Annotated in this window: 15 protein-coding genes; 4 read left to right on the top strand and 11 right to left on the bottom strand. The window is 71.4% G+C overall.

Translation table 11 applies throughout. The features are described 5' to 3' along the window. The first annotated feature begins 6 nt into the window (after window positions 1–6). Window positions 7–453 carry a cell division protein SepF gene (locus tag G4Z16_RS27830; RefSeq protein WP_028436375.1) on the top strand — a complete coding sequence of 149 codons (447 nt, stop codon included), beginning with the start codon at window positions 7–9 and terminating at the stop codon, window positions 451–453. A 97-nt stretch (window positions 454–550) separates the two neighbouring features. On the opposite strand, the gene G4Z16_RS27825 is transcribed toward G4Z16_RS27830, so the two are convergent. Then, the gene (locus tag G4Z16_RS27825; protein ID WP_197353356.1) at window positions 551–2,470 is read right to left on the bottom strand and encodes an MFS transporter; all 1,920 of its coding nucleotides are present in this window, start codon (window positions 2,468–2,470) and stop codon (window positions 551–553) included. 515 nt (window positions 2,471–2,985) lie between these two features. On the opposite strand from G4Z16_RS27825, the gene G4Z16_RS27820 reads away from it, so the two are divergent. Further along, the gene (locus G4Z16_RS27820) at window positions 2,986–4,038 is read left to right on the top strand and encodes a phosphatase PAP2 family protein (protein WP_197353355.1); all 1,053 of its coding nucleotides are present in this window, start codon (window positions 2,986–2,988) and stop codon (window positions 4,036–4,038) included. A gap of 134 nt (window positions 4,039–4,172) precedes the next feature. On the opposite strand, the gene G4Z16_RS27815 is transcribed toward G4Z16_RS27820, so the two are convergent. The 5 genes from G4Z16_RS27815 to G4Z16_RS27795 form a co-directional block, all read right to left on the bottom strand. Beyond that, the gene (locus G4Z16_RS27815) at window positions 4,173–4,394 is read right to left on the bottom strand and encodes a hypothetical protein (protein WP_197353354.1); all 222 of its coding nucleotides are present in this window, start codon (window positions 4,392–4,394) and stop codon (window positions 4,173–4,175) included. Window positions 4,395–4,781: 387 nt separating this feature from the next. After that, entirely contained in the window at window positions 4,782–5,747 is a 966-nt protein-coding gene (locus tag G4Z16_RS27810; RefSeq protein ID WP_197353353.1) for a helix-turn-helix transcriptional regulator, read from the bottom strand. A gap of 111 nt (window positions 5,748–5,858) precedes the next feature. Further along, the gene (locus tag G4Z16_RS27805; protein ID WP_028436371.1) at window positions 5,859–6,029 is read right to left on the bottom strand and encodes a hypothetical protein; all 171 of its coding nucleotides are present in this window, start codon (window positions 6,027–6,029) and stop codon (window positions 5,859–5,861) included. A 44-nt stretch (window positions 6,030–6,073) separates the two neighbouring features. Next, complete coding sequence (locus tag G4Z16_RS27800; protein ID WP_197353352.1) at window positions 6,074–6,949, bottom strand: hypothetical protein; 876 nt, start codon at window positions 6,947–6,949, stop codon at window positions 6,074–6,076. 269 nt (window positions 6,950–7,218) lie between these two features. Beyond that, window positions 7,219–8,469, bottom strand: coding sequence for a glycosyltransferase family 4 protein (locus G4Z16_RS27795; protein ID WP_197353351.1), 1,251 nt, complete (start codon window positions 8,467–8,469; stop codon window positions 7,219–7,221). A gap of 291 nt (window positions 8,470–8,760) precedes the next feature. On the opposite strand from G4Z16_RS27795, the gene G4Z16_RS27790 reads away from it, so the two are divergent. Together G4Z16_RS27790 and G4Z16_RS27785 are read left to right on the top strand one after the other, a co-directional pair. After that, on the top strand, window positions 8,761–9,729 hold the full coding sequence (locus G4Z16_RS27790; protein ID WP_197354966.1) for a hypothetical protein: 969 nt from the start codon (window positions 8,761–8,763) through the stop codon (window positions 9,727–9,729). Window positions 9,730–9,920: 191 nt separating this feature from the next. Next, window positions 9,921–10,184, top strand: coding sequence for a hypothetical protein (locus G4Z16_RS27785; protein ID WP_246531102.1), 264 nt, complete (start codon window positions 9,921–9,923; stop codon window positions 10,182–10,184). A gap of 60 nt (window positions 10,185–10,244) precedes the next feature. Here G4Z16_RS27785 and der read toward each other — a convergent pair whose 3' ends face one another. The 5 genes from der to aroH all read right to left on the bottom strand — a co-directional run bounded on the left by der (window position 10,245) and on the right by aroH (window position 14,917). After that, on the bottom strand, window positions 10,245–11,723 hold the full coding sequence (gene der / locus G4Z16_RS27780; RefSeq protein WP_197353349.1) for a ribosome biogenesis GTPase Der: 1,479 nt from the start codon (window positions 11,721–11,723) through the stop codon (window positions 10,245–10,247). Window positions 11,724–11,888: 165 nt separating this feature from the next. Then, the gene (locus G4Z16_RS27775) at window positions 11,889–12,476 is read right to left on the bottom strand and encodes a lysophospholipid acyltransferase family protein (RefSeq protein ID WP_197354965.1); all 588 of its coding nucleotides are present in this window, start codon (window positions 12,474–12,476) and stop codon (window positions 11,889–11,891) included. Between the two features lie 65 nt (window positions 12,477–12,541). Next, complete coding sequence (gene cmk / locus G4Z16_RS27770; protein WP_197353348.1) at window positions 12,542–13,309, bottom strand: (d)CMP kinase; 768 nt, start codon at window positions 13,307–13,309, stop codon at window positions 12,542–12,544. A 157-nt stretch (window positions 13,310–13,466) separates the two neighbouring features. After that, complete coding sequence (locus tag G4Z16_RS27765; protein WP_197353347.1) at window positions 13,467–14,555, bottom strand: prephenate dehydrogenase; 1,089 nt, start codon at window positions 14,553–14,555, stop codon at window positions 13,467–13,469. Continuing rightward, on the bottom strand, window positions 14,555–14,917 hold the full coding sequence (gene aroH / locus G4Z16_RS27760) for a chorismate mutase (protein ID WP_197353346.1): 363 nt from the start codon (window positions 14,915–14,917) through the stop codon (window positions 14,555–14,557). The genes G4Z16_RS27765 and aroH overlap by 1 nt, the downstream gene beginning before the upstream one ends. Between the last annotated feature and the right edge of the window lie 150 nt (window positions 14,918–15,067).

The raw sequence follows: 15,067 nt of genomic DNA, 5'->3' as shown, positions 1-15,067 counted from the left end.
GCGTCCATGGGATCGGTGCGCAAGGCGAGTGCCTGGCTGGGCCTCGTCGACGACAGCGAAATGCGTTACTACGACGACGACTACGCCGAGGGGCCGGAACCCGGTGACGCCGCCCAGGAGTCCTGGGTCACGGACCCGCGGATCCGGGTGACGGCGGAGGCCGCTCAGGACCAGGGCACCCGGATCGCGACGGTGACACCCGACGGCTTCCGCGATGCGCGTGGCATCGGCGAACTGTTCCGGGACGGCGTGCCCGTCATCATCAACCTGACCATGATGGAGTCCGCGGACGCCAAGCGCGTCGTGGACTTCGCCGCGGGGCTCACCTTCGGGCTGCGCGGGTCCATCGAACGTGTGGCGACGCGGGTGTTCCTGCTGACTCCCGACGACTACAAGATCGTCGGCAGCGAGAACCGCCGCGCCGCGGAGGGCGGCTTCTTCAACCAGAGCTGATCCGGCCCGACGGTGAAGTCACCGCTCTCCCCCGGCATTTGACGCCGACGGCGGCAGGGCCGCACCTTCAGTGCGCCCCGCGGCCCGTCCGCGCGCCTCAGGGCCGTGTGGTCCCGCTCGGCAGAAGATCGCTGCCGTCGCCCTGCTTCTGCCCATGGCCGCGTCCGTTCCCGTTCCCGCTCGGGGACCCCTTCCCGCTCCCGTTGCCGGAACCGGCCGACGGCGCATGGGGAACCGCACCGGCCCGCTCCTGGCTCCTGTCGGCCTGGCGTGGCAGCCGACCGCTCACGGAGGCGGGGGCGCGACGGTCGCCGCCCCCCTCGGCCACGGCGGGCTCCTCGTCCCATCCGTCCTGGCCGGCGCGCTCGCTGTCCTTCGCGGTCCCGTGCTCCTCGTCCGTGGTCCCGTCGGCCGCGTCCTGCTCGTCCGCCCCTCCGGAGGCACCGTCGTCCATGGAACGCGGCAGACGCAGTGCCGCCAGGGCGCCGAGGAGCAGCAGCCCCGCACTGGCGATCAGCGTGACGTGCATGCCGTGGACGAACGCCTCGCGCGCCGCCGTGCGGAGCGCGTCCCCGGCGGAGCCGCCCACCTGGGCCGCGACCCCGTACGCCTCCCCCAGCGAGTGGCTCGCGTCGCCCTTCGCGACGGCGGAGACGCCGGGCACGTCCCGGACGCCGGGCGCGTATGCCGCGTTCATCACGCTGCCGAGCACGGCGATGCCCATGCCGGCCCCCAGCTGGTACGCCGTCTCGCCGACCGCGGCGGCACCGCCCGAGCGTGCGGCGGGCGCTTCGTTGAGCATGGACTCGTAACAGCCGAAGAGCGTGGTCTCCAGACCGAAGCCCAGCAGCACGAACCCCCCGACGAGCAGCACCGGCCGGTCCTCCTGGCCCAGGCCCGTCAGGCAGATCACGGCGACGATGGTGAGCAGGAAACCCAGCCCGACCATGCACCGCGGGCCCAGCAGCCGCAGCAGCCGGGAGCCCACGAGCCCGGCGGCGATGGCCGCCAGCGAGAGCGGCAGCAGCCGCAGACCGGTCTGCAGCGGCGAGAAGCCGAGCACCAGCTGCAGGTACTGCGCGGCGATCAGCGCGAGGCCCACGAGGGCGAGCACCGTGAGCACGATGCACCCCACGGCCGTGCCGAAGGCCCGGCGCGCGACCGTACGGACGTCGATGAGCGGGTACGTGCGCCGCCGCTGCCTGCGCACGAAAACCCCGAGCAGCACCAGGCCCGCCGTCAGCGGCACGATCGTGCCCGGCGAGAAGGGATGCCCGCCGCCCGCGTGCTTGACGCCGAGGATGAGACCGAAGAGGCCGCCGGCGGCCACGACGGCGCCGAGGACGTCCCAGGGGCCCCTGCGGTCACCTGTGGACTCGGGCAGCAGCCAGCGCCCCACGATGAGGCCCGCGGCCATCAGCGGAAGATTGATGAGGAAGACCGAGCCCCACCAGAAGTGTTCGAGCAGCAGCCCTCCGACGAGGGGGCCGACCGCGGCTCCGACCGCGGCGACGGCGCTCCAGATGCCGATCGCGAGGGCCCGCTCACGGCGGTCGGGGAAGACGTGGCGCAGTATCGAGAGCGTCGCGGGCATGATCATCGCGCCGCCGACGCCCAGCAGGGCGCGTGCCCCGATGAGCATGCCCGGTGTCTGTGCGTAGGCGGCCAGGGCCGAGGCCGCGGCGAAGAAGGCATACCCGAAGAGCAGCACCCGGCGCCGCCCGGTCCGGTCGCCGAGCGTGCCGAACATGATCAGCAGGGATGCGCAGACCAGTGGATAGGCGTCCACGATCCACAGCAGTTCGACGGAGCCGGGCCGCAGCTGCTCGGAGACGGCAGGCACCGCCACGTGCAGCACGGTGGCGTCGATGGCGACCAGAAGCAGACTGGCGCAGAGGACGACGAGAACCGTCCACCGGTTGGCGTGCGGTGCGTCACCCGGGACGCGCCGGGCAGCAGTGTGCGCGGGAACGTCCGACGCCTCGCCGGTTGATCCGGCCGGGGTCGTCCGGGACATCTGCGCACCTCCTCTCGCGCTCGCCCTTCGGAGGGTGGGGGATCACCGGGCCTGCTGCGGACGGTTGCCCCGGAGGGGACGGAACACACAGGGCGGCCCGGAACAGAAGGGCGAGTGGCATGTCAGGGTACGCGAGTCTGCCGGACGGCCGCGTGGCGCATCTCACCTACGGTCCGACCTGCACCGCACCCGCACGTCGGCCCGCACGTCCCCCCACCCCCGGGCGGCGCGCCCCCTGCCGCGGGTCCCGGGGCGTCAACTCTGCGGCCCCGCACGGGAATCCGGATGGAAAAGAGGAACCGAATTCCTCACCGACCGCTGGTGAACAGAAATTCCGGGGCGTGTTGGCCGTCAGCACTCGCAACGGCATCCGGAATGCGGAGCCTAAACCCCGGATAAGCTGCGGGAATTCACCACTACAAAGGACTCGGTGAGACGCACTCCACATCACATCGTCATCACGAACCCCCGGCACGTGTGCGGCCACCTCTCACAGCCGTTGTAACGTCGACTAGGTGCGTACCGACCGACTACTCGCCCGGCTGGAACAAGAGCCCGAGCGACCGAGCAACCGCGAAGTCCCGCGGATGAGCCGAACCCGCAAGCTGTTGTTCGGCGCTACTTCGGTGCTCTATGCGGTGATTGTCGTCGCCGTGCTGGTCCGGGCAGATCTGGTACGGCTCGACTGGCAGGTGATGCTCTTCCGGCCCTACAAGCAGTGGCCGCAAGTGCACGAGTTCCTCGACTACTTCGTCGTCCTGGGCCAGCGCGGCCCGACCGCGGTGCTCGTCGCGGCGTGGCTGGGCTGGCGCTCATGGCGGCAGCGCACGCTGCGTCCGCTGCTGGTACTCGGCGCCGCGCTCCTGGCCCTCAACGCCACTGTCGGCGCCGTGAAAATCGGCCTCGGCAGACTCGGGCCGCACTACGCGACCACCGTCGGATCCGCCGAACTCTTCGCCGACGGCGATATATTTCCCTCGGGTCACACCGCCAACGCCGTTGTGACCTGGGGCATTCTGGCGTATCTGGCCACCACCCCCCGGGCCCGCCGAGTGCTGTCCGTCGTTGCCGCGAACTTCGCCCTCGGCGTCGGCGCCACCACCGTCTATCTCGGTACGCACTGGGTGAGCGACGTCCTGCTCGGCTGGGTGGCCGGACTGCTGATCCTGCTCGGGCTGCCGTGGGCCGAGCCCGCCATCGCGTGGGCCGAGGACCGCATCCAGGCCTGGAGGGACCGCGGGCGCGCCACGCTCCCCGGCCGCCGCCTGGTGCCTTCGCCGCTCTCCCCCGTCACCCGGCAGTCGCTGCTGCCCTCGGGCAGGGCCAGGCCGGCCGATGAGCTGGCGGCGCAGGACGAGGCCCACGGCGAGACGGCGGTCATCGGCGGCCGCGCGCCCGCCTCGTCCTCGTCAGGGACGGGCATCGGCGCGGCCAGGCTCTACCACGCGCCGAGCCGTCAGCACCCGCTGCGCGCGGAGCGGGCGCCGGTCAGCCCGCAGCCCCCCGTCCACCCCTTCCCGGACCGCTCACAGCCGCGCACAGCGCGTCTGGGTCCACGGGGCCAGTAGCCGGAAAGCCGAGCGGCCCCGGCGCCCTGTGGTGGGCGCCGGGGCCGCTCGCCGTGTGACGACCGTCCGGCGCGGACGGGCCGGTCCCCGCACCGTTTCGTGGCGGGCGGATGCCGGTCCGGTCCGTGCGGGGCTCAGCCCTTCCAGCAGCGCACGACGTTGCCGGTGTCCTTCTCGACGGCGAAGTTCAGCCGCCCGCTCAGGTACTCCATGGTGATGATCGCGTCCGGAGGCAGGGAACGCACGGTGGTCCAGCCGCGCGCGTACGCCTGCTCCTCGGCCGCCTCCGCCGTGAGTCCCACGTAGCTCTCGGGGTCGTCCTGCGGGTTGTCCTGGGCTGCGGATTCCGGTGCCATGCCGCCACCGTACCGCCGGAAGTCCGGGCCGTATCGTCAGCTCGTCACACTCTTGTCACAAGAGCCGCCGTTCGCTTCACCGTTCACCGTGTCACTCGTAGGTGGTCACTTCGGCAACCCGCATTCCGCTCTTCGCCGCACTCGGAATCGTCCACGGGAATTCTACGGCGGACACGCCGTCAGGAATTGTGAGGCTCCGCAAATTCGCCTTGTGACCGAGATCCGGTAACGCTCCGGAGGCGTCCGGAACTTGTGCGTCGCAACCGCTTGCACAATTCCGGCGTAACGAGCCTTCCCGCCCCGCTCCTCTCGATGGACTCGCGGTCCCGAAGGAAGAAGAGGAAGGGTCAGAAGGAAGGGGAACGGAGCGAAGAAGTCGAAGAGCACTCAGCTTCCGCCAAGAGCGCCGTCCAGCCTGTCCCGCAACAGTCTGACCTGCGAGAACAACCCTTCTGGGGCGCGTACTTCGAAGTCGAATCCGAGCATCAGGATGTACGGAAGGATCACTTCCAGCGACGGGCCGCCGGTACGGAGCAGACAGCTGTGCTCGTCCACCGCCTCCAGGGTCCCCGTCGACAGCGTCACCACCTCGGCCGCACGATCGATCGGCACCCGCAGCAGCACCGTCACCTGCTCCGCGTAGGCCCTGACGGCCACGCCTTCGGACACCCATGCCGCCAGGTCCTCGGCCGGCGGGGTGCGGGGAGCGAAGAGAGGGCCGTGCGGAGGCGTGAGCGTGATGCGGTCGACCCGGAAGGTGCGCCAGTCCTGCCGCTCCGTGTCCCAGCCGACCAGGTACCAGCGCCTGTAGGTGCTGACCAGCCGGTGCGGTTCGACGATGCGGCGGGTGGTGGTGCCCTCATGTGTCTCGTACGAGAACCGGAGTTGCTGGTGATCGCGGCAGGCGTGGGCGAGTTCGGTGATCACCGCCGGTTCGGCGGCGGGTCCCTGATACGCCCGCGTCATCGGGACGGTGTAGGCGTTCAGGGCGTTCACCCGGCGGCGCAGCCGGTGCGGCAGCACCTGTTCGAGCTTGGCCAGCGCACGCATGGAGGACTCCTCGATGCCCTGTACTCCCCCGCCCGCGGCGCCCCGCAGACCGACAGCGACGGCCACGGCTTCCTCGTCGTCGAGCAGGAGCGGAGGCAGCTGGGCCCCGGCGCCCAGTTGGTAACCACCCGCTGTCCCGGTGCTCGAGTGCACGGGGTAGCCCAGGCCGCGGAGCCGGTCCACGTCGCGGCGGACGGTTCGGGGAGTGACTCCGAGGCGCTCGGCGAGCTCGGAGCCCGACCATTCGCGCGGGGACTGCAGCAGGGACAGCAGGCGGAGCAGCCGTGCGGAGGTCTCGACCATGCAAATGAGTCTGTCACCTGTTGCGGACACCTTCTGTCCGCAACAGGTGACAGACTCGCGAGTGCTCCATGAGTCGTGGACGAGGTCGTGCTTGCGGCCGCGTCCGGATCGCTACCAGCGATACCAGCGGGCCCTCGTCCCCCCGGCATTGGTGCTGCGCAGCAGGAAGCCGAGCAGCCAGATCACCAGGACCGCCACTGCGATCCACCACAGAGCCTTGAGTGCGAAGCCGGCGCCGAAAAGTATCAACGCCAGAAGCAGCACGAGCAGAATCGGAACCATTCGCTTAACACCTCCTGGCGCAACGGGTGCCCCCCTTACGGGTTTTACACGGCCCCTTCGCAACTCACCCGTACGGACAGGTCGTTGTCGGGCGTGTAGTAGGGCCTGACGGAGCGGGGTTCACCGTCCTGGCCGGTCACACGCTGCGGCGGATAGCTGAAGATCTGCCCCTTGTCCGGCACGTCGTCCAGAATCCGGGCGAGCCGGACCGGCGCCTCACCGGTCGAGGGGCGTATCCACAGGTCCCACGCCCGGTGCTCGGACGAGACGGCGGCCAGGGGCAGTCGGGCCGTGAAGCCGGCCGCGTGGTCCGCGCGGTCGCCGCTCCCTCCATCCGGCTTACCGGGTTCCGCCCCGTCAAGGAGAAGGGGAACGCTCACGGGATCCCGAACCGCATCGCGGGGATGCGCCTCAAGACGCGCGGTGGCCGAGAGCCGGGCGCCGTACAGCCTCCCCTGCAGCACCACGCAGCCGTCCGAAACGCACAGCGGACCCGCCTCGGCGTGCGGCCAGCGCAGCCAAGAACGCACCGTGAGATTCCCGTACTTGGTGGCGTACGGGATGCGGACGCCCAGCCAGGTGCGCCCCTGGCGCGGTACGCGGCCGATCAGCGACCGCAGGTCGTGCACGCCGGGCAGCAGCCTGCGCGGCGCCCCGCCGTCGAGGGCGACATAGGCGTCCCACCGCCCCTCGGAAAGGCTCATGATGCTGGGCAGCACGGCACGGAGGGTGCCCTCGGTCTCCGCCGGCCCCAGCGGCAACCGGACGGTGTCCTCGGGTCGTTCGCCGCCCCGCAGGCGGAGCAGCAGGGCGGCATCCCCGGTCGCGGAGACAGCGGCCGTGGCCCGTCCGTCGGTCAGCCGTACGTCGAAGGTGAGCCCTCCCGCGCTGTCGGCGGTGCAGTCGGCGCGCGGACGCACGATCCCGGGCTTGGGGCCGGACGCCGGGGAGTGCGCGGACGCGTCGTGGCGGCCGTTCCCCGCAGCTCTGCCGTTCCTGTCCGCCGAGCGTGTGCTGCCGGACCTCTGTGCCTTCTCTGCACGCCCTGTCCGCCCTGTGCGCGCTCTGCGTCCCGTCCTCGTGGCTCTTCCCGCGGGAGCGGGCGGCGCGCCCCCAGCCGAGGCTCCCGCAACAGCCGCGGCAGGGACGGCGGTTCCCATTGCTCCGGGTTCGCCGGCGACGTACGTGGTCATGCGCGTCCTCCTTGCAGTGCGAGTCCCGCGCCCCTGAGGGCGTCCTTGGCCGCGTAGGCGCCGCCGAGCAGCACTCCGCGTGCCCTGTGCAGCGCACCGCCGCGGCGGTTGACGAGAGCGGTCATCAAGTCCTCGTAGCGCTCACCCACTTGGGCCGGGTCGAAGCGGGCGGACGAGTCGAGCGCCGCCCTCCCCATCCGCTGACGCAGCGCGTCGTCGTTCATGAGTCGCAGCAGGGCGCGGGAGATCGACGGCACGTCGCCCACGGGGGCCAGGAACCCGTCGACGCCGTCGCGGATGATCTCGCCCGGTCCGTGGGGGCAGTCGGTGGCCACGACCGGCAGCCCGCACCGCATGGCCTCGACGATGGTCATGCCGAACGACTCCAGGCTCGAAGTCACTGCTCCGATCGCGCCCTTGGCCCACTCGGCCTCGATGGGATGTGCCGGACCCATCAGGAACACGTGGTTGTACAGGCCGAGTTCGTCGATCAGCTCGCGCAGCCGGTCACGCTCGCGCCCCGAGCCGTATATGCGCAGCCCCCAGTCCGGGCGTTCGACGACGGCCTCGCCGAATGCCCGTATCAGCACGTCGTAACGCTTGGCGGGGGCGAGCCGTCCGGCGGCGACGACCCACTTGCCCGTGCCGTCGGAGGGCCTGACGTCGGGCGCGGGCACGCTGTTGGGCAGGGCCTGGATCCGTACGCCGGGGAGCCGCATCATGCGGCGGTAGTCACGGGCGTCGGCCTCGGTGACCGTGGTGACCGCGTCCAGCCGTGGATAGGTGGCGCGGAGCATCAGCTTCAGACGCGCCGAGTGCGTGGAGAGCGTGAGGTGTTCCTGTCCCAGTCGAGCCGGTCCGCGGCGGGTCTGACGGGCTATCTGCGCGTTGAGCCCGGGCCGCGTGCCGACGACGACGTCCGCCGTGGTGTTCCCCAGGTGCTCGCCGATCCGGTGGTCGGTCAGCGCGCTGTACTGCGGATGCCGGCCGTCGCCGCGCGGGAACTTCCGCGACGGCAGCGCGTGTTGGGGATCGTCCCCCTCGTAGCCGGGACTGTGCCGGCGCATGTCGACCAGGGACCGCAGCCGCACGCGCGGCCCCGGGTCGAAGAAGGGCTTGTCCCGGTACCGGAAGACCGAGACGACCTCCACGTCGTGCTGCTCGGCAAGCGTCCGCGCCAGATTGAACGTGGTGCGGATGGTTCCCCCCATGCCGTACCCGCTGTTGATCAAAAACGAGATGTGCATTGCCCCGACTCCTACACATGTAGAGCGTTCGTTCCCCCAACTACTCCTCGGTCACTTGCTAGACGGGCACGCGATCGTGATGGTTGGACGCAATAGGGTTTTGTTCCAGAAGAGTTCCGACATCGTGAAGAAGATCCTGGAACCCCATCGGCAGTTGCGGCGTTCTCCGCTCTCGGCCGGTTCGTCGGCGGCGGTTTGATTACGCGTCCGATCGCGCGTGACCGGGACCACGGCTCCCCCGTTGTTCATACGGACAAGAACCGAACGCCCAGGGAGCCCCCCGTGTCCCCCATGCTCGATGTCAGCGACGACGTACGCGCCGAGATCGGCGATGACGAAGCCAACCGGCTGCTCACGGGCGACAACGCCCCGGGCAGCTACGACTGCACCTCGTGTCGCGCTCCGGGCGACACGGGCCAAGTCCCCACCAGCACAGTCCTGTTCGTGGGCGAGGAAACCGCGGTGCTCGCGTTCGCGCACGCCACGTGCGTCCCGTCGCAGGTGGTCAAGGTCTCCGAGGAGGAGGTACAGGGCGCGGTCCGCACGATCACCGCCGACGCCGCGGCGGCCACGCATGCCGCGCCGCCGGCCGCCTCGCATGCCGCGCCACCGGCACCGTCCGTACCCGCACCGGCGCCCGCGCCCGTGTCGCCGCCGCCACCGCCGCCACCGCCGGCACCCGGCGCATACGCCGCCCCGCAGACGCCCCAGTACGGCCCGTCCTACGCCCAGGCTCCCGCGCCTGGCCCGGTCCACCCGGGCGGCACGGGGCACCCGGCCCCGGAGCGCGCCGTGCTCGGCGTCACCTGCGGGCAGGTCCTGATCAACGACACCCTGCACGCGGCCGTCGTCGTCGAACCGACGGCCCGCGTCGCCCGCCCCGGATCCGACGGACGCGGCGACGACTTCCTGCCGCTCCTGGTCGAGCAGGGCTTCATGCCCGTCACGGGGCTCACCCAGACCCCGGCTCCGGTGCCGGGCTGGTCGGTCCTCGTCGCGATGGGCCAGCTGCACGCGATCCTGCAGCCGCCCGCGGGAGCAAGCCTCCAGCAGAACATCTGGTGGCAGGCGCACGAGGCGCTGCCGGTCACCGACGGATGGCGCACCGCCGCGAACCAGAGCAACTCGGTTCTCGTCTACGCCGCTCCCGTCGGCTCCATCGGCCAGCAGCCACGTGAGGACCTGCTGCGCGAGGCACTGGTGCAGGCCGCGGCTCAGGGCGTCCTCGTCGCGGCGGCCATGCCGCTCGCCGGATCCTGACGGAGCCCGGGGCGACCCGTTCGGTCCGTACGGCTTCGCACGTACGGACCACAGCCCACCGCTGCGAACAGGTCATTCGTCGCGCCGCCCCGCATCCGCGGGGCGGCGCCGTCGTTGGCCCAGACGTGCAACCTTACGAACCTTCCCGAGCTCCCCGTCCCTACAGAGGCCCCGGCCCAGGCATCCCTGCCATGCGAACCGGCCACGATTCGAGAGCGAACAGCGCCTCCGCCACGCCCATTTACGACGCGCTGTACGCGGAGTACAGCAGGCTCTTCCGTACGCTGCCCGGCGACCGGACCGGCGAGGAGGAACTTCGCTTCGAGGGCTTCGGCACCGTGCACGGCACCGGCAGCTGGGGCAACGAAGGCTGGCAGCACGACTCACTGCCGCGACGCAGCACCCGCGTACCGGCGGCCCTGCCACCGGGTCCGCGGGACGGTCAGGCGTACTGATCCCGGCCACGGCCCGAGAACCGGGCCGTGGGTCGTGTCCCACGCCCCGGCTCCCGGCCGCTACTTCCTCTTGCCGCGCTTCTCCCGCACCCGCACCGAGATGTGGATCGGCGTCCCTTCGAACCCGAACTCCTCGCGCAGCCGGCGCTCCACGAAGCGGCGGTAGCCCGCCTCCAGGAAGCCCGAGGCGAACAGCACGAAACGCGGCGGACGAGTGCCGGCCTGCGTCCCGAAGAGGATGCGGGGCTGCTTGCCGCCGCGTACCGGGTGGGGGTGGGAGGCGACGATCTCGCCGAGGAACGAGTTCAGCTTCCCCGTCGGCACCCGCGTCTCCCAGCCCCCAAGGGCCGTCTCGATGGCGGGCACCAGCTTCTCCATGTGCCGCCCGGTGCGGGCGGAGATGTTCACACGCGGCGCCCAGCGGACCTGGACCAGGTCCCGCTCGATCTCCCGCTCCAGATAGAAGCGGCGCTCCTCGTCGAGGTTGTCCCACTTGTTGTACGCGATGACGAGGGCGCGCCCCGCCTCCACCGCCATGGTGATGATGCGCAGGTCCTGCACGCTGATCGGCTCGGTCACATCGATCAGTACGACCGCGACCTCGGCCTTCTCCAGCGCGGCCGCGGTGCGCAGCGAGGCGTAGTAGTCGGCGCCCTCCTGGAGGTGGACACGGCGGCGGATGCCGGCGGTGTCCACGAACATCCAGTTCTTTCCGGCCAGTTCGATCAGCTCGTCCACCGGGTCGCGCGTGGTGCCGGCGGTCGCGTCGACGACGACGCGGTCCTCCTTGGCGACCTTGTTCAGCAGCGAGGACTTGCCGACGTTCGGACGGCCGATGAGCGCGACCCGCCGCGGGCCGCCGGCCCCGACGCCGCCGAAGGTCTGCTCGGGCGCCTCCGGCAGAGCATCCAGCACCTCGTCGAGCAGGTCGCCCGTACCGCGTCCGTGCAGCGCCGAGACCGGGTGCGGCTCGCCGAGGCCGAGCCCCCACAGAAAGGTCGCGTCGGCCTCCCCGGTCGGGCCGTCGACCTTGTTCGCGCAGAGCACCACGGGCTTCCCGGCCTTGCGGAGCATCCGCACGACGGCCTCATCGGTGTCCGTCGCGCCGACCTGGGCGTCCACGACGAGCACCACCGCGTCCGCCGCCTCGACGGCGAACTCCGCCTGGGCGGCGACCGTGGCCTCCATGCCGAGCACGTCCTGCTCCCAGCCGCCGGTGTCGACGATCTTGAAGCGGCGGCCGGCCCACTCGGCCTCGTACGTCACGCGGTCGCGGGTCACTCCGGGACGGTCCTCCACGACTGCTTCGCGCCTGCCGAGGACCCGGTTCACCAGGGTCGACTTCCCGACGTTGGGGCGGCCGATGACGGCCAGCACCGGGAGAGGGCCGTGCGAGGCCTCCTCGAGTGCGCCCTCGACCTCCTCGGCGTCGAAGCCCTCTTCGGCCGCGAGTTCCATGAACCGGTCGAACTCGGCGTCGCCGAGCTCACCGTGGTCATGCCCGGGCTCGTAAACGCCGTGCTGTTCCTTCTCGTCCATGCGGTCTCGTCCTCGTCGTTCAAGTTCAGGTGGTCTGCCGTTGTGCGGGGCGCTCCGCACAACGGCTACTGCAAGTCTGCCGGGCCGCGGCCGCCGGATGCCGTGCCGTACGAGGTGCCCGTACGGACGGCAGCGCGCGGAGCCCGTTTCCGGCGCCGGGCGCCGTCAGCGCTCCGTGCGGCGCCTCGCTTCCGCCAGGTGGTCCGTGAGCCGGCTCTGGATCCGCACGGTGGCCTCGTCCAGCGCCGCCCGCGTGCGCCTGCCGCTGCCGTCGCCCGCCTCGAACGGGTCGCCGAAGACGACGTCGATGCGGCTGCGCAGTGCCGGGAGGGCCTTGACGAGCCGGCCCGGGCGGTCGTTGCTGCCGAGCACCGCGACCGGGACGACGGGCGCACCCGAGCGTACGGCGAAGTAGGCCAGCCCCGAGCGCAGGGAGGCGAAGTCCCCCTCGCCGCGGGTGCCTTCGGGAAAGATGCCCATCACCCCGCCGCGCTCCAGGACACCCAGAGCCCCGAGGACCGCGGCACGGTCCGTGCTGCCGCGGTCGACCGGGATCTGTGAGATGCCGTGGAGGAACGAGCCGAGAGGCCCTTTGAACATCTCCTGCTTGATGAGGAAGTGCACAGGGCGCGGAGCCGTGCCCATCAGCATCGGGCCGTCTATGAAGTGCGAGTGGTTGACGGCCAGGATCGCGGGCCCGCTCGGCGGTACGCGCGCCGCACCCAGAACGCGCGGACGCCACAGACCGTGCATCACGCCCAGGCCGATCCGGCGCCCCACCGCCGCCCCTCGCGTACCGGGCACGGAGCCGGTCGATGTCACTTGGAGATCTGCCCCGCCTTCTCATCGGCACCCTCGGCGGCCCGGCCGGAACCGCTGCTCCGGCCGTTCTCGCCGTCGCGGCCCTGCTTCGCGGAGACGGCCTTCTCGACCAGCGTCACGACGCACTCGACGACCTGCTCCAGCGTGAGCGGGGTGGTGTCCACCTCGACGGCGTCGTCCGCCATCTTCAGCGGGGACGCCTTGCGGCCGCTGTCGGCCGCGTCCCGCTTGATCAGTGCCTCGCGGGTTGCCGAGAGATCCGTGGCCTCCTTGCCCTTCAGCTCGCCGCTGCGGCGGGACGCCCGGGCCTCGGGCGAGGCGGTGAGGAAGATCTTGAGGTCCGCGTCGGGGAGGACGGTCGTGCCGATGTCCCGCCCCTCGACGACGATGCCGCCGACCGCCTCGGCGGCGATGGAACGCTGGAGCGCGGTGATGACGGCTCGCACCTCGGGGACGGCGCTGACGGCGCTGACCGCAGAGGTGACCTCCTTGGTACGGATCGGGCCTGATGCGTCCGTCCCGTCGACCGAGATGGTGGGGGCGGCCGGGTCGGTACCCGAGACGATCACGGGCCGTTCGGCGGCTGCCGCGACCGCCGCCGAGTCGTCCACGGGCACACCGTTGGTCAGCATCCACCAGGTGACCGCCCTGTACTGGGCGCCCGTGTCCAGGTAACTGAGACCGAGCGCCGCCGCGACCGCCTTGGAGGTGCTGGACTTGCCCGTGCCGGAGGGGCCGTCGATGGCGACAATCACTGCAGACACGCTGTGGGGGACCTTTCTCGAACACGGGCAGAGCGGGCAGGGCCGTGCCGTACCGGCCCAGGCACCAGGCTACCGGCTCGGCGACGGGCTCATTCCCGCCGCCCTCGCACCGCCCCGGCCCCTCCCGGCCCGTCCCCGCACGGCCGGACGGCCGCGTTCACTGCTGCCGGAGGGCCCAGCCCCGCTCGCGCAGCGCCGCTTCCAGCACCGATGCGGCGCCGGGCTCGACCATCAGCTGCACATGACCGGCCTGCTGTCCCGTCGCGTGCTCGATGCGCACGTCCTCAATGTTGACGCCGACAGCCCCTGCGTCCGCGAAGATCCGTGCCAGCTCTCCCGGCCGGTCGCTGATGAGGACCGCCACCGTCCGGTAGGCGGCCGGTGCCTGGCCGTGCTTGCCCGGCACCCGGGCACGGCCGGAGTTGCCGCGGCGCAGCACGCTCTCGATGCCGGTGACTCCGCCGCCCCGCTTCTCCTCGTCGGCCGAGCCGAGCGCGCGCAGCGACCGCACGGCCTCGTCGAGATCGCTCGCCACGTCGGCGAGGATGTCCGCCACGGGGCCGGGGTTGGCGGAGAGGATCTCCACCCACATCGCGGGGTCGGAGGCGGCGATGCGGGTGACGTCCCGGATGCCCTGACCGCACAGGCGCACGGCCGTCTCGTCCGCGGTCTCCAGACGGGCCGCGATCATGCTGGAGAGCAGCTGCGGGGTGTGAGAGACCAGCGCGACGGCCCTGTCGTGCGCATCGGCGTCCATGACCACGGGGACCGCGCCGCACAGGGCGATCAGTTCCAGCGCGAGGTTGAGCACCTCGGTGTCGGTCTCGCCCGTGGGTGTGAGCACCCAGGGCCGGCCCTCGAAGAGGTCGGCGGTGGCGGCGAGCGGTCCGTTCTGCTCCCGGCCCGACATGGGGTGGCTGCCCAGGTAGCTGACGAGGTCACCGCCCAGTTCGACGACCTCACGGCGGGGCCCGCCCTTGACGCTGGCCACGTCGATGCAGCCGCGGGCGAGACCGCGGCGCTGCACGTCGGCGAGGACGCGGGCCACGTGCGCCGGCGGCACGGCCACGATCGCGAGGTCGACCGGCTCCTCCGGCTCGTCCTCGACACCGGCACCGAGGGCCGTTGCCGTACGGACGCGCTCCGGGTCGACGTCGCTCAGGTGCACCCGCACGCCGCGTCCGGTGAGGGCGAGCGCCGCGGAGGTGCCGATGAGACCTGTGCCGACGACGAGAGCTGTACGCATTACTGGGCGATGTCCTTGCGGAGTTCTGCTGCGGCCCCGAGGTAGACGTGGTTGATCTGCGACTTGGGCAGATCCGACTCCACGTGCGCCATCACGCGCACCACACGCGGCATGGCCCCGGCGATGTCGAGTTCCTGTGCGCAGATCAGCGGCACGTCCACGATTCCGAGCTTACGTGCGCCTGCCGCCGGAAAGTCGCTGTGCAGGTCGGGGGTGGCCGTGAACCAGACACTTATGAGGTCGTCCGCGGTGAGGCCGTTGCGCTCCAGGACGCTGGTCATCAGCGCGGAGACCTGATCGTGCATGTGGCCCGACTCGTCCCTCTCCAGCTGTACGGCTCCCCGTACCGCTCGTACCGCCACGCCTGCCCCGCTCCCTGCCGCTCCGTGCCGCCGTGCTGCTTGGTGACTTCTGTGGCCGGATGTCCGTGCCGACCGCCCAGCGTAGATCGGCACGGGGAACCGGCGTCCGGGCGGACCGAACACTGAGACGCCGGGTCCCGCGGCGCAGCG

The organism is Streptomyces bathyalis, assembly GCF_015910445.1.
GTDB lineage: Bacteria > Actinomycetota > Actinomycetes > Streptomycetales > Streptomycetaceae > Streptomyces > Streptomyces bathyalis.
The sequence above is the reverse complement of the archived record's forward strand: the minus strand, read 5'-3'. Positions and strand labels throughout refer to the sequence as shown.